The organism is Variovorax sp. 38R (genome assembly GCF_014843395.1).
GTDB lineage: Bacteria > Pseudomonadota > Gammaproteobacteria > Burkholderiales > Burkholderiaceae_C > Variovorax > Variovorax paradoxus_H.
This window is the reverse complement of the sequence record NZ_CP062121.1, coordinates 4,396,231-4,408,966: the sequence shown is the minus strand read 5'-3', so window position 1 is coordinate 4,408,966 and position 12,736 is coordinate 4,396,231. Positions and strand designations below refer to the sequence as shown.

General features: G+C 68.6%; 14 protein-coding genes. 6 read left to right on the top strand and 8 right to left on the bottom strand.

The annotated features are described in order from the left end of the window. Window positions 1-4: 4 nt before the first annotated feature. From IG196_RS20315 to cadR, 4 genes are all read right to left on the bottom strand, one after another. Entirely contained in the window at window positions 5-442 is a 438-nt protein-coding gene (locus IG196_RS20315; protein WP_101489647.1) for an SRPBCC family protein, read from the bottom strand. Window positions 443-544: 102 nt separating this feature from the next. Next, entirely contained in the window at window positions 545-1,336 is a 792-nt protein-coding gene (map, locus tag IG196_RS20310; protein WP_192192740.1) for a type I methionyl aminopeptidase, read from the bottom strand. After that, window positions 1,336-1,581: a ParD-like family protein gene (locus IG196_RS20305; protein WP_099796415.1), complete on the bottom strand. Its 246-nt coding sequence runs from the start codon at window positions 1,579-1,581 to the stop codon at window positions 1,336-1,338. Before IG196_RS20305 ends, map begins: the two co-directional genes overlap by 1 nt. Window positions 1,582-1,662: 81 nt before the next feature. Continuing rightward, window positions 1,663-2,133 (bottom strand): Cd(II)/Pb(II)-responsive transcriptional regulator, encoded by a 471-nt coding sequence (cadR, locus tag IG196_RS20300; RefSeq protein ID WP_192192739.1) that lies wholly within the window; start codon window positions 2,131-2,133, stop codon window positions 1,663-1,665. A 70-nt stretch (window positions 2,134-2,203) separates the two neighbouring features. On the opposite strand from cadR, the gene IG196_RS20295 reads away from it, so the two are divergent. After that, window positions 2,204-4,522 carry a heavy metal translocating P-type ATPase gene (locus IG196_RS20295; protein ID WP_192192738.1) on the top strand — a complete coding sequence of 773 codons (2,319 nt, stop codon included), beginning with the start codon at window positions 2,204-2,206 and terminating at the stop codon, window positions 4,520-4,522. Between the two features lie 33 nt (window positions 4,523-4,555). Here IG196_RS20295 and IG196_RS20290 read toward each other — a convergent pair whose 3' ends face one another. Both IG196_RS20290 and IG196_RS20285 read right to left on the bottom strand, forming a co-directional pair. Continuing rightward, window positions 4,556-4,939, bottom strand: a complete 384-nt coding sequence (locus IG196_RS20290) for a hypothetical protein (RefSeq protein WP_192192737.1) — start codon at window positions 4,937-4,939, stop codon at window positions 4,556-4,558. 67 nt (window positions 4,940-5,006) lie between these two features. Beyond that, window positions 5,007-5,594, bottom strand: coding sequence for a carboxymuconolactone decarboxylase family protein (locus tag IG196_RS20285; RefSeq protein WP_192192736.1), 588 nt, complete (start codon window positions 5,592-5,594; stop codon window positions 5,007-5,009). A 112-nt stretch (window positions 5,595-5,706) separates the two neighbouring features. Between IG196_RS20285 and IG196_RS20280 the strand changes: the two genes are divergently transcribed. Further along, window positions 5,707-6,030 (top strand): winged helix-turn-helix transcriptional regulator, encoded by a 324-nt coding sequence (locus tag IG196_RS20280; protein WP_192192735.1) that lies wholly within the window; start codon window positions 5,707-5,709, stop codon window positions 6,028-6,030. A 39-nt stretch (window positions 6,031-6,069) separates the two neighbouring features. Continuing rightward, window positions 6,070-7,320: a cation:proton antiporter gene (locus tag IG196_RS20275; protein ID WP_101489654.1), complete on the top strand. Its 1,251-nt coding sequence runs from the start codon at window positions 6,070-6,072 to the stop codon at window positions 7,318-7,320. Window positions 7,321-7,329: 9 nt separating this feature from the next. Here IG196_RS20275 and IG196_RS20270 read toward each other — a convergent pair whose 3' ends face one another. Together IG196_RS20270 and IG196_RS20265 are read right to left on the bottom strand one after the other, a co-directional pair. Further along, on the bottom strand, window positions 7,330-8,658 hold the full coding sequence (locus IG196_RS20270) for a heavy metal sensor histidine kinase (RefSeq protein WP_192192734.1): 1,329 nt from the start codon (window positions 8,656-8,658) through the stop codon (window positions 7,330-7,332). Beyond that, a complete protein-coding gene (locus IG196_RS20265; protein WP_099791124.1) occupies window positions 8,655-9,332 on the bottom strand; it encodes a heavy metal response regulator transcription factor in 678 nt (225 codons plus the stop codon). The genes IG196_RS20270 and IG196_RS20265 overlap by 4 nt, the downstream gene beginning before the upstream one ends. Before the next feature lie 162 nt (window positions 9,333-9,494). On the opposite strand from IG196_RS20265, the gene IG196_RS20260 reads away from it, so the two are divergent. The 3 genes from IG196_RS20260 (at window position 9,495) to IG196_RS20250 (ending at window position 12,727) form a co-directional block, all read left to right on the top strand. Further along, window positions 9,495-9,869 (top strand): hypothetical protein, encoded by a 375-nt coding sequence (locus tag IG196_RS20260; RefSeq protein WP_192192733.1) that lies wholly within the window; start codon window positions 9,495-9,497, stop codon window positions 9,867-9,869. A gap of 104 nt (window positions 9,870-9,973) precedes the next feature. Beyond that, a complete protein-coding gene (locus IG196_RS20255; RefSeq protein WP_192192732.1) occupies window positions 9,974-11,317 on the top strand; it encodes a TolC family protein in 1,344 nt (447 codons plus the stop codon). Window positions 11,318-11,344: 27 nt separating this feature from the next. Next, window positions 11,345-12,727 (top strand): efflux RND transporter periplasmic adaptor subunit, encoded by a 1,383-nt coding sequence (locus IG196_RS20250; RefSeq protein WP_192192731.1) that lies wholly within the window; start codon window positions 11,345-11,347, stop codon window positions 12,725-12,727. Window positions 12,728-12,736: the final 9 nt, after the last annotated feature.

The window sequence follows — 12,736 nt, the reverse complement described above, 5'->3', positions numbered from 1 at the left end:
CCCGTCAGGCGTCGGTGCGAAGCGGCGCGTGGCGCTGCTCCGCGTAGGCCTTCAGCGACTGCATGGTCCGAGGCAGCCCCTTGCGAAGTTGCTTGGCAACGCCGGGCCCGAACAGGAAGGCGAGGCCGCCCGTGAACCACACGCGGTGCGCCACTTCCGAGCCGCCGGCGACCGGCGACACCGTGTGCTCGAAGTGCATGCGGAACAGCGGGATGTGGCCCTCGACGGTGAACGACCGACCCTCGGTACGCTCCGTGACGGCCATCGGCACGCCCATGCCCTTGCTGGGAACGATCCGCCCCTTGGTTCCCACAGCGAAGGGACCGTTGAGCCGGGCCTGCTTGGTGTCCGGGTCCCACAGATGCCATTGGTCGACCTCGCTCCAGATGTGGTCGATGACCGTGGGCGGGACTGCGATGTGGATGCGTTCTTCGATGTGCATGAGGAGGGTCAGGAGTAGGCGCGAAGCCTAATGCACTGCGTCCGGCAGAACCTGCGATGCAGCCTCGGCGACGAGGGACATTGAGGCGCCAGCCCTGGGGCTTCAAACCGGCGCGTAGGCTCCCGTACCGCCTGGCCAGGCCGTCAGCACCTCGTACCCGTCGGCCGTCACCGCCACCATGTGCTCCCACTGCGCGGACAGCGAGCGGTCTTTCGTCACGACGGTCCACCCATCGGCCAGCTGCTTCGTTTCAGCGCGGCCCGCATTGAGCATCGGCTCGATGGTGAAGACCATGCCCGGCTCCAGCACGAGGCCCGCGCCGCGCCGCCCGAAGTGCAACACCTGCGGTTCGTCGTGGTAGATCTGGCCGATGCCGTGTCCGCAGTACTCGCGCACCACGCTGAAATGCTCGCGCTGGGCAACCGACTGGATCGCATGGCCCACGTCGCCCAGCGTCGCGCCGGGCTTCACCTGCCGGATGCCGGCGCACAGGGCTTCGTACGTCGTCTCCACCAGGCGCCGAGCGAGCACGCCGGGCTCGCCGACGAAGAACATGCGGCTGGTGTCGCCGAACCAGCCGTCCTTGTTGACGGCGACATCGATGTTGACGATGTCGCCCTTCTTCAGGATCTTGTCGGGCGAGGGGATGCCGTGGCACACCACCTGGTTGACCGAGGTGAGGATGGTCTTCGGATAGCCCAGGTAGCCCACGTTGGCGGGAACGGCGCCTTGCACCTTCACGATGTGCGCATGGCAGAGGCTGTCGAGCGTTTCTGTGCTCACGCCTGGTACGACGTGGGGCTCGATCATGGCGAGGACCTCTGCAGCCAGCTGCGCGGCCCGCCGCGCCATCACCAGCTCTTCGGCCGACCGGAGGGGAACGTCGTGTGCCATCAGTGTTGCTTGCCGTTCGCGGGGGCGCGGGGCTTGCCGGGTGGGGCGGCAATGTCCAGGCCGCCCGAGAGCTCGGCCTGGATCAGCAGCTGGCAGACCTCCCGGTAGTCCAGGTCGGGGTGCATCTCGGTCAGCATGCCGACCCGCATCCAGTGCTCTGCCTGTGCATTGATCGACCGGCTGAGGGCGTTGCCCGCCACACGCAGGTTCTCGTGCATCAGGTCCGAAATCTTGACGATGCCCATGGGCAACCTCTCTATATGAAACGTATACGGATTATATGCATTTCATATGGTCGATCGTTGCAGGGGCCGACGGCCCCGGCGTCAGGCGCGCTTGGCAGAGGCGCCGTGCAGCGTGCCGTGCACGTGGCCCGCGTGCTGGCCGAAGGGCTCGGGCGTGAGCGCGGCGGTGTCCAGCTCCTGCAGGATGCCGCAGGCGCTCGCCGATTCGGGGCCGCCGCACTGCAGGCGCAGTGCCTTCAGTTGCTTTTCGAGCGTCTTCAGCTCGGCGATGCGCGAGGCCACGTGGCCGATGTGGTCGTCCAGCAGCTGGTTCACCTCGCCGCAGTCGTCCTGCGGCGCATCGCGGAATTTGAGCAGGCTGCGGATTTCGTCGAGCGTCATGTCCAGCGAGCGGCAGCGGCGAATGAAGCCCAGCCGCTGGGTGTGCTCGTCGTCGTAGATGCGGTAGTTGCCGTCGGTGCGCGCGGGCGCGGGCAGCAGCTGCTCGCGCTCGTAGTACCGGATGGTTTCGACCGGCGTGTTCGTGGCCTTGGCCAGTTCACCGATTTTCATGATGCGGCATCTCAAGGAAGTGGCAATCAGCGGTTGACTCTACACCTGCTTCAGGGTTTCCAATGAATGCATGACGAATCAGAACACCCTGAATCAGCCGGTGCCGCGTGCAGCGCCGCATGACCACGACCATGACCATCATGGGCACGACCATGCGCACGACCACACGCATGCCCACGCCCCTGCACCCGCGGAAACGGCCTGCTGCGGCAGCCCCGTGTGCGGCAGTGCGCCGGCGTCTGCCGAGCCCGCCGACCTGCCGAAGGGCGCGGTCCTGTTTCGCATTCCCACCATGGACTGCGCGGTGGAAGAGTCCGAGATCCGCCGCGCCCTCGAGCCCGTCGCGGGCGTGAAGGGCCTGCGCTTCCGTCTGGGCGAGCGCACGCTGGCCCTCACGACCGAAGACGGCGCACTGCCCGCCGCGCTCGAAGCCATCCGCCAAGCCGGCTTCAAGCCCGAGCCGGTGGCTGCGACGGGTGCACAGAAGGCGGAGCCCGCGCGCTTCGCCGGCATGTCGACGGGCCTCGCGCGCCTCGTCGCTGCGCTGGTGCTGGCCATCGCGGCCGAGACCGTGTCGTTTCTCGCGCTCGACGGCGTGGGCTTCATGGCCGCCGAGATGGGGCTCGCGCTCGCGGCCATCGCGCTGGCCGGCCTCGACACCTACAAGAAGGGTTTCGCTGCGCTGGTGCGCGGGCGCCTCAACATCAATGCGCTGATGGCCGTCGCCGTCACGGGCGCTTTCATCATCGGCCAGTGGCCCGAGGCTGCGATGGTGATGGCGCTGTACGCCATTGCCGAACTCATCGAGGCCCGCGCCGTCGACCGCGCGCGCAACGCCATCCAGAGCCTGCTCGCGCTCGCGCCCGAACAGGCCGAGGTGCGGCAGCCCGACGGCAGCTGGCAGACCGTGCGCGCCGACGCGGTGGCGCTCGATGCCGTCGCGCGCATCCGTCCCGGCGAGCGCGTGCCGCTGGACGGCGTGGTGCTCGAAGGCGCCAGTGCCATCGACCAGGCGCCGGTCACGGGCGAGAGCATTCCGGTCGACAAGGCCGCGGGCGACGCGGTGTTTGCCGGCACCATCAACCAGACCGGCGCGCTGGTGTTCCGCGTGACGGCCGTGGCGGCCAACACCACGCTCGCGCGCATCATCCACGCGGTCGAAGAGGCGCAGGGTTCGCGCGCGCCCACGCAGCGCTTCGTCGACAAGTTCGCCGCCATCTACACGCCCACCGTCTTCGTGCTGGCGCTGGCCGTCGCCATGCTCACGCCGTGGCTCATGGACTGGACCTGGGTGCAGGCCATCTACAAGGCGCTGGTGCTGCTGGTCATCGCGTGCCCGTGCGCGCTGGTCATCTCCACGCCCGTGACGGTCGTGAGCGCGTTGGCCTCGGCCGCGCGGCGCGGCATTCTCATCAAGGGCGGCACCTACCTCGAAGAGGCACGCAAGCTCAAGGCCGTGGCGCTCGACAAGACCGGCACCATCACCGAAGGCAAGCCCAAGCTGGTCGAGTCGGTGCTGATCGACAAGGCAGCAGGTGATGAAGGCGCGGTCTACGCACTGGCCGCCAACATCGCGGGCCGCTCCGACCACCCGGTGTCGAAGGCGATCACCCAAGGCCTGGGTGGGTCGGCCGAAGAAGTCGGCGACTTCACCGCGCTGCCCGGACGCGGCGTGCAGGCCACGCACGCGGGTCAGCGCTACGTGCTGGGCAACCACCGGTTGATCGAAGAGCGCGGCCTGTGCACGCCGGAACTCGAAGCCGAACTCAAGCGGCACGAAGAAGCCGGACGCACCGTGACGCTGCTCGCATCCGAAAAGTCGGTGCTCGCGCTGTTCGCGGTGGCCGACACCATCAAGCCCTCGTCGCAAGCCGCCGTGGCCGAGCTGCGCGCGCTGGGCGTCACGCCCGTCATGCTCACCGGCGACAACACCGCCACCGCGAAGACCATCGGCGCGCATGCCGGCATCGACGACGTGCGCGGCAACTTGTTGCCCGAAGAAAAGCTCGACGCCATCCAGGCGATGCAGCAGCGCTACGGCGCCGTCGCGATGACCGGCGACGGCATCAACGACGCCCCGGCACTGGCCAAGGCCGACATCGGCTTCGCCATGGGCGGCGCCGGCACCGACACCGCCATGGAAGCGGCCGACGTGGTCATCATGAACGACGACCTGCGCCGCATCCCCGAGACCATCCGCCTGTCGCGCCGTGCGCATGCCGTGCTGTGGCAGAACATCACCCTCGCACTCGGCATCAAGGGCGTGTTCTTCGTGCTCGCGGTGTTCGGCAGCGCGACCATGTGGATGGCGGTGTTTGCCGACATGGGGGCGAGCCTGCTGGTGGTGGCCAATGGGTTGCGGTTGATGCGGACCGAAAAGCAGGCATAGCGCAGCGGGCGCGAGCGCTTGCCGGTCAACGCCTCAACCGGCACTCCACACGAGGTGCAGGTCGCCATCTACGAACCCCAGCGAGACCGCGCGCGAAGCCTTCAGGCGCGAAGCGCCCGCAGACGCGGCGTCCAGGTAGCGAAGAATCATTTGCGAGATGGCCTGCAGGCCTGCCTCCCAGTCTGGCCCCACCGCTTCGCTCGCGATCTCGAAACGTGGCGATGAGGACATGAAGATGTCGTCGCACGCCCAGTCGGGGTCTTCCGGGTGGTAGGTCGGCGCACCCACGAGTTCGAGGTCGTACGTCGTCGAACTGTCGTAAAGGTTGAAGTGAAAAGCCGCGATGCCTTCAGGCAGCGGCTCAGACAGGGCGGCATCGATCCAGGTTGCGAGATCGGCGAAGAGAGAGTCGTTCATGAAGCTGGAGTGGCTGGGTTTCCGATCATGTGCATTCGGATTTCTAGCACGGCCACAAGGCGCCTCGCTACCAGCGCGCCGCCCACGTCTCCAACGGCACGCGCGTCGCATTGCACACATAGCTCACCGCGTGGTACCAGCCCGCGAGCATCATCAGCTCGATGAGTTGCGCGTGACTCCAGTGCGCGTTCAGCGCCTCCCACAGCGCATCGTCGATGTCGCCGGTGTCGTGCAGCCGGTCGACCATCGTGATCAGCAGCGCGTCTTTCGGCGCCAGTTGCGTGAAGTCGCCATCCATCGAAGCCGTCGCGCGCCGTTCGACATCGCCCAGGCCGGCGGCGTCGGCGAAGCCGGTCCAGTGCACGCCCCATTCGTACTCGGCGCCGCAGCGCGCGCAGACCCGCAGGATGACCAGCTCGCGGTCGCGCAGCTCGATGGCGGCGTGGCGGCCCAGCAGGTAGCGGCCGAGGTCGAGCGTGCGCTCGGCCAGCGCGGGGTTCACGGCCAGCACCTTGAAGAGCGACAGCACCTCGGGCGCCTGCGGCGGTGTCATGCGCGTGAGCAGTGTGTCGATGGCGTCGGGGTAGGGCGGCTGGAGCTGCGCGATCCTCGGGGCGCGCTGCGGGACAGGGCTTTGCGGGGCGGTGGAGGGCATGGTGATTCCTTTCATAGAATGCGGCGAGGTCGCTACGAAATACGTAGCATCCAACACAGTCTATGGCTACGAAATCCGTAGCGCAAGGCCCCCACTTCGACAAGGAAGACACATGGACGACACCGAGGCCCCCGCACCCGCGCCGCGCCGACCCATCATGCGGTTGCTGGAGCAGCTGGGCCGCAAGGGCACGCTGCGCCTTTTGTGGGAGCTGCGCGACGGCCAGCCGCAGAGCTTTCGCGTGCTGCGCGAGCACGCCGACCAGATGTCGCCTTCGGTGCTGAACGACCGGCTCAAGGAGCTGCGCGCGGCCGGCATCGTCACGCTGTCCGATGCGGGCTATGTGCTCACCGAGGCGGGTGGCGAGCTCGTCAAGCGGCTGACGCCGCTCAACCAGTGGGCCGATCGCTGGATCGAGCCCGGAGCGCCGAACTAACATCGGATCAGTTTTTTCGTCCGCCCAGCGACCCCGCCCATGTCCGTCACCACCCTCCTGCTGCAACTCGTCGTCATCCTCACCACCGCGCGCCTGTGCGGCTGGGTGCTGCGCCATGTGGGGCAGCCCAGCGTGGTGGGCGAGATGGCGGCGGGGCTGATGCTCGGGCCGGCGGTCATGGGCACGCTCTTCCCGTCGCTGCATGTGCAGCTGTTCGCCAAGGAGTCGCTGCAGGGGCTGTCGTCGCTGGCGACGGTGGGGCTGGTGCTGTTCATGTTCGTGGTCGGGCTGGAGCTGCGGGCCACGCGCAACATGCGGGCGCAGCTCAAGGCGGCCGGGGCGGTGGGCGTGCTGAGCGTGGCGGTGCCGGTGGTGCTGGGCATCGCGATCTCGCCGATGCTGCACCCCACGCTCGCACCGGCCGGCGTGGGCTTCTGGCCCTTTGCGCTGTTCATGGCGGCGGCGCTGTCGATCACGGCGTTTCCGGTGATGGCGCGCATCCTGAAAGACCGCGGCATGACGCGCACGCCCTTCGGCCAGCTCTCGCTGAGCGCGGCGGCGGTGGTCGATGTGTTCGCGTGGATCCTGCTGGCCTTCGTGGTCGCGACCATCGGCGCGGGCGAAGGCTACGCCGGCCTGCTCAAGACCTCGGTCGGCGTGGTGGTGCTGCTGGCCTTCCTGTTCTTCGGCCTGAAGCCGGCCTTTGCGTGGCTGCTGCGTGTGAAGGCGCCCGACGGCGAGCCGTCGACCACGCTGATGGCCTCGCTCATGATCGGCCTCTTGCTGTGCGCGCTGCTCACCGAATGGCTGCACCTGCACGCGGTGTTCGGTGCCTTCCTGTTCGGCGCCTGCCTGCCGCGCGACGACCGCCTGCTGCGCTCGCTGAGCGAGCGCATCGAGCCCATTTCCATCGTCGTGCTGATGCCGCTGTTCTTCGCGCTCGCGGGGCTGGGCACCACGGCCAACGCGTTCTCGGGCGCGAGCCTGGGTGCGATGCTGCTGATCGTGGGCGTGGCCACCGTGGGCAAGATCGCGGGCGGCGCGGCGGGCGCGCGCATCGCGGGCTACAGCTGGCGCGACAGCCTGGCCACCGGCTCGCTCATGAACGCGCGCGGGCTGATGGAACTCATCGTCATGAAGATCGGCCTCGATGTCGGCCTGATCGGCCCCGAGCTGTTCACGATGCTGCTGGTGATGGCGCTGGCCACCACCGCGATGACCGGGCCGCTGATGACGCTGTGCATCGGCCGCAAGGCCCGGCCCGCCGAGACGGCGCACGCCGAGCCCTGAGCTCGCGCTTCAGCCGTTGCGGCGCATGCTGAACCCGATGCGCGTCTCGCCGCTCTGGCTCGACGCGAACACCTCGCCGCCATGCATGCGCGCGATCGCTTCGACGATCGACAGGCCCAGCCCGTGGTGGCGCGTGGAGCCGTCGCGCGCCTGGGCTGCGCGGTAGAAGCGCTCGAAGAGGCGGGGCAGCGCCTCGGGGTCGATGGCCGCGCCGCGGTTGACCACGGTGATGGTGTTGTGTTGGTCCCCAGGCTCGGCTGCGATCTCGATGCGCACCGTCGAGGCCGGCTCGGCAAAGCGGATCGCATTGCCCAGCAGGTTGAACAGGGCGCGGCGGATCAGCCCCGCGTCCGCGTCGGCCACGCCCTCGCCATGCACTTCGGCGCGCAGGCCGGCTTCGTCGAGCATGGCGTCGTAGAAGTCGATCACGTCGCGCGCCTGGTCCGCCAGGTTCACCTGCGCCTTCGAGCGCGCCGAGGTGCCGCGGTCGGCGTTGGAGAGAAACAGCATGTCGGTCACGATGCCCGACAGCCGCCCCATCTCCTCGAGGTTGGAGGCCAGCACGCCCTGCAGTTCTTCGTTGCTGCGCGGACGCGTCAGCGCCACTTCGGTGGACCCGAGCAGGTTGGCCAGCGGCGTGCGCAGCTCGTGCGCCACGTCGGCGTTGAACGACTCCAGCTGCACGTAGGCGCGCTGCACCCGCGCCAGCAGTGCGTTGAACTGCGTGATCCAGGGGCGCAGCTCCTCCGCGAAGGCGCCGGGGTCGATGGGCTGGTGGACGTGGTCGGGCGTGATGGCCGCGGTGCGTTCGGCCAGCACCTTCAAGGGCCGCAGCCCGCGCCGCACCAGCCATGTGCCGGTGAGCGACACCAGCGCCGTGCCGAGCACCACCGCGCCCAGCAGCGTCCACGCGAGCCTTTCAAGCAGCCGCGTGTCTTGCGCGATGTTCACGCCGACCTGCACCGACAGGTTGGTGTGGAAGTTGGCGTTCTGCCAGGGCACGACGATGGTTCGCCGCAGCCAGCGGCCCTGCGGCGGTGGCACGGACTGGAAGAGTTCGTGACCCGCGTTCGCAATCGTCAGGGTCACGTCGTCCTGCATCGAGAAGAAGTCGTTGAGCTTGTGCCGCAGAAAGACGAGGTCGCCGCCTTTCTCGGCCTCTTTCAGCAGGTGCTCGACAAGCACCGTCTTCTGGTCGAGCGCGTCGCGCTGCTTGGCGCCGAAGCTCCAGGCCGTGACGAAGTAGATCGCCAGGCAGACGATGCTCAGGCCGAACAGCGTCTGCGCGGCGAACCAGAACGAGAGCCGGCTCTGGATCGAATGCGGCTTCGGGCTCATGCCCAGGAGCGGTCTTCCAGCACGTAGCCCATGCCACGCACCGTGTGCAGCAGCTTCACGTCGAAGGGGTCGTCGATCTTGCTGCGCAGGCGGCGAATGGCCACTTCGACCACGTTGGTGTCGCTGTCGAAGTTCATGTCCCACACCTGCTCGGCGAGCGTGGAGCGCGACAAGATCTGCCCGCGCCGGCGCAGCAGCACCACGAGCAGCGTGAACTCCTTGGCCGTGAGGTCCAGCCGCGTGCGGTTGCGCACGCACTTGCGGCTCACCAGGTCGAGCTCCAGGTCGGCCAGTCGCAGCACCGTCGGCTCCTGCGTCTTGCCGCGCCGCAGCAGCGCCTGCACGCGCGCCAGCAGCTCCGAGAAAGAGAAGGGCTTCACCAGGTAGTCGTCGGCGCCTTGCTGCAGGCCCTGCACGCGGTCTTCGACCTTGTCGCGCGCGGTGAGCACCAGCACGGGCACGTTCTTCGTGCGGCGAATGGCTTGCAGCACGGCAAAGCCGTCGATGCCGGGGAGCATCACGTCGAGCAGCACCAGCGCGTATTCGCCTTCGGTGGCGAGGTAGCGGCCTTCGATGCCATCGCGGGCAATGTCGACGACGTAGCCGTTCTCCTCCAGCCCTTTTTTGAGGTAGTCGCCCAGTTTGGGTTCGTCTTCGATGACAAGAATTCGCATGGTACGGATCGTACCCAATGCCTCTCGGGAGGCTGGTTACGATTTAGTAATCCTATTGAAAGACAAAGCGCCGACATGGCGTCGTACAGTGCGCCGGGCCCTCGGTTCGCAGGGCTTTTGTCGCTCGGCGCATCACGCGCCGTCGATATACTTTTGTCAACCATGCGCCGCTGGCTTCTGATTTTCCTGCTGTTCCTCTTGCCTTTCCAGTACAGCTGGGCGGCATCGGCAGCCTATTGCCTGCACGAAGGCGATACGCGGGGCGGCCACTGGGGCCATCACGAGGACGAGCCGCGCGGCACCGACCGCACCCATGCGGGCGACGGCGCCAAGAAAGACAGCACCCGCCAGCCCAACGCGGCGGTCGGCCATTGCATCGTGGCCCACTTCGGGCAGGCCCAGCATGCGGACACCGCCGCCGCGCTGCCGGCCGACGCGCCCATCGCCTCGCAGGCGTTGCGCGCCGCTTCCACCGAACGCTTCGCCTCGCACATCGCCGAAGTGCCGGTGCGTCCCGACTGGTTTCTCGCCGCCTGATTCGGCGAGAGCACCGCACCTTTTCTCTTTTCTGATTTCAACCATCAGCTGAGCGCTTCTCGCCGAATTCGTCCGTCCGTTGTTTTGCAACCCAGGAGAATTCGATGCGCACGCTTTTCGTGCCGCTGGCCGTGTTGGCCTTGGCGGTACCCCCGGCCTTTTCACAGCAGGTCGCACCACAGACCCCACAGAACGCGGCCGGTCCCTCGTCGTCCCTTTCGGCATCCGGCCGCACGCTGGAGCCCGAAGGCCCGCTGACGCTGCGCACCGCCGTCGCGCTGGCGCTGCAGGCCAACCCGGGCCTGTCGGCCGCGCGGCATGAGCAGGCCGCCGCCGATGGCGCCGTCGTGCAGGCCGGTGCCTGGCCCAACCCCACGCTCGACACGCAGCTGGAAGACCTGCGCCGCAACAACCGCACGACCACGCTGCAGCTGAGCCAGCCCATCGAGCTGGGCGGCAAGCGCGCCGCGCGCGTCACGGCGGCCGAGCGTGCGCGCGACCAGGCAGCGTCGGCGCTGTCGGCGCGACGCGCCGAGCTGCGCGCTTCGGCCGTCACCGCCTTCTTCGACGTGCTGACCGCGCAGGAGCGCCTGCGGCTGGCGCAAGACTCCGTGGGGCTCGCACAGATCGCCACCCGCGCCGCGGCCAACCGCGTGGCAGCCGGCAAGGTGTCTCCGCTCGAAGAAACCAAGGCGCGCGTGGCCGAGGCCGGCATCCGCGTCGAACTGCTGCAGGCCGAAGGCACGCTGCGCGCGTCGCGCCAGCTGCTGGCCGCGCTGTGGGGCAACCCGGCGCCGCGCTTCACGCAGGTGGAAGGCGCGGTCGACCAGCTGCCCGCGCAAGCTGCCGCGCCCGAGGTGGCGCGCCGCCTGCCTGATGCGCCCGTGCTGCGCCAGGCCCGGCTCGAGGTCGAGCGCCGCCGCGCGCTGAGCGAACTGGAGCAGGCCCGGCGCATTCCCGACGTGACCGTGTCGCTCGGCGTCAAGCGCGTGCCCGCGTCGGAGGGCGAGGGCGATGCCGTGAGCAGCAGCCGGCGCAACCAGGTGATGGTGGGCCTGTCGGTGCCGCTGCCGATCTTCGACACCAACCGCGGCAACATCACCGAAGCACTGAGCCGCGAAGACAAGGCGCGCGACGAGCTCGCCGCCGCCGAGCTGCAACTGGGCGCCGATGTGGCCCAGGCCAGCGAGCGCCTGCGCTCTGCGCGCGCGACCGCCGAGACGCTGCAGCGCGACGCACTGCCCGGCGCCGAGACCGCCTACCGCGCCGCCACCAAGGGCTTCGAGCTGGGCAAGTTCAGCTTTCTCGAAGCGCTCGACGCGCAGCGCACGCTGTTCCAGGTGCGCAACCAGTACCTCGTTGCGCTGGCCGACGCGCACCGCGCGGCCGGCGAACTCGACCGCCTGCTGGGCACCGAGGGCGACGACCCCTCCGCGAACGTGCGCTGACGCCACAACCTGAACCGAATTCCGACCATGACCACACCACACAACCGCACCACTTCCTCCGGCCGCAAGCAGTGGATCGCCATTGCCGCCGTGCTGCTCGCCGGCCTCATCGCCGGCGCACTCATCCTGCGCACCGCGCCGTCCAAGCCCGCGGGGGACGGCCACTCGGAGTCCGCCGGCCATGCCGACGGCGAGCACCACGAGGAAGACAAGGGCCACGCCAAGGGCAAGGAAGACGACCACGGCCATTCGCACGACGAAGGCCATGGCGACAAGGAACACCACGCGGAAGAGGGCAAGGACGCCGGCAAGGAAGCAGGCAAGGAAGCCCCTGCCACCGCAGAGCCGCAGAAAGCCGCCGCCAACGCCCACAAGGAAGACGAAGAAAAGATCCCCTTCACCGACGAGCAGGTCAAGGCCGCGGGCATCGCGATCGACAGCGTCGGCCCGGCGCGCATCAAGACCTCGCTGCAGCTGCCCGGCGAGATCAAGTTCAACGAAGACCGCACGGCCCACGTGGTGCCGCGCGTGGCGGGTGTGGTCGACAGCGTGTCGGCCAACCTGGGCCAGGAAGTGAAGCGCGGGCAGGTGCTGGCCGTGATCTCCAGCCCCGCGCTCTCGGAGCAGCGCAGCGAACTGCAGACGGCGCAGCGCCGGCTGGCGCTGGCGCGCACCACCCACGACCGCGAGAAGAAACTGTGGGAAGAAAAGATCTCCCCACAGCAGGACTACCTGCAGGCCGAGCAGGCCATGCAGGAGGCGCAGATCGCCGTGGCCAACGCCAACCAGAAGCTGCTGGCGCTGGGCGCCACGCCCGGCTCGTCGGCACTGGGTCGCTACGAGCTGCGCGCCCCCTTCGACGGCATGGTCGTCGAGAAGCACATCTCGCTCGGCGAATCGGTGGGCGAGGCGGTCAACGTGTTCACCATTTCCGACCTGTCGACCGTGTGGGCCGAGATCAGCGTGCCGGCCAGCAGCCTGAACCTCGTGCGCGTCGGCGAGGCCGTGACCATCCGCGCCGGTTCCTTCGAGCAGGCCGCGCGCGGCACCGTGTCGTACGTGGGCTCGCTGCTGGGGGCGCAGACGCGCACTGCCACCGCGCGCGTCACGCTCACCAACCCGCAGCGCACCTGGCGCCCGGGCCTGTTCGTGAATGTGGAGCTGGTGGCGTCGGAGGCCGATGCGCCCGTCACCGTGTCGGCCGAAGCGGTGCAGACCGTGGACGACCAGCCCACCGTGTTCCTGCGCGTGCCCGGCGGCTTTGTGCCGCAGCACGTGAAGACCGGCCGCAGCGACGGCCAGCGCATCGAGATCGTGGGCGGCCTGAAGCCCGGCGCGGCCTATGCGGCCAGCGGCAGCTTCGTCGTGAAGTCGCAGCAGGGCAAGAGCTCGGCAACGCATACGCATTGAGGACCGACG

Excerpts from the sequence above, each read along its gene's own strand:
- IG196_RS20315 (WP_101489647.1), bottom strand. The coding sequence starts at position 442 with ATGCACATCGAAGAACGCATCCACATCGCAGTCCCGCCCACGGTCATC.
- map (WP_192192740.1), bottom strand. The coding sequence starts at position 1,336 with ATGGCACACGACGTTCCCCTCCGGTCGGCCGAAGAGCTGGTGATGGCG.
- IG196_RS20305 (WP_099796415.1), bottom strand. The coding sequence starts at position 1,581 with ATGGGCATCGTCAAGATTTCGGACCTGATGCACGAGAACCTGCGTGTG.
- cadR (WP_192192739.1), bottom strand. The coding sequence starts at position 2,133 with ATGAAAATCGGTGAACTGGCCAAGGCCACGAACACGCCGGTCGAAACC.
- IG196_RS20295 (WP_192192738.1), top strand. The coding sequence starts at position 2,204 with ATGACGAATCAGAACACCCTGAATCAGCCGGTGCCGCGTGCAGCGCCG.
- IG196_RS20290 (WP_192192737.1), bottom strand. The coding sequence starts at position 4,939 with ATGAACGACTCTCTCTTCGCCGATCTCGCAACCTGGATCGATGCCGCC.
- IG196_RS20285 (WP_192192736.1), bottom strand. The coding sequence starts at position 5,594 with ATGCCCTCCACCGCCCCGCAAAGCCCTGTCCCGCAGCGCGCCCCGAGG.
- IG196_RS20280 (WP_192192735.1), top strand. The coding sequence starts at position 5,707 with ATGGACGACACCGAGGCCCCCGCACCCGCGCCGCGCCGACCCATCATG.
- IG196_RS20275 (WP_101489654.1), top strand. The coding sequence starts at position 6,070 with ATGTCCGTCACCACCCTCCTGCTGCAACTCGTCGTCATCCTCACCACC.
- IG196_RS20270 (WP_192192734.1), bottom strand. The coding sequence starts at position 8,658 with ATGAGCCCGAAGCCGCATTCGATCCAGAGCCGGCTCTCGTTCTGGTTC.
- IG196_RS20265 (WP_099791124.1), bottom strand. The coding sequence starts at position 9,332 with ATGCGAATTCTTGTCATCGAAGACGAACCCAAACTGGGCGACTACCTC.
- IG196_RS20260 (WP_192192733.1), top strand. The coding sequence starts at position 9,495 with ATGCGCCGCTGGCTTCTGATTTTCCTGCTGTTCCTCTTGCCTTTCCAG.
- IG196_RS20255 (WP_192192732.1), top strand. The coding sequence starts at position 9,974 with ATGCGCACGCTTTTCGTGCCGCTGGCCGTGTTGGCCTTGGCGGTACCC.
- IG196_RS20250 (WP_192192731.1), top strand. The coding sequence starts at position 11,345 with ATGACCACACCACACAACCGCACCACTTCCTCCGGCCGCAAGCAGTGG.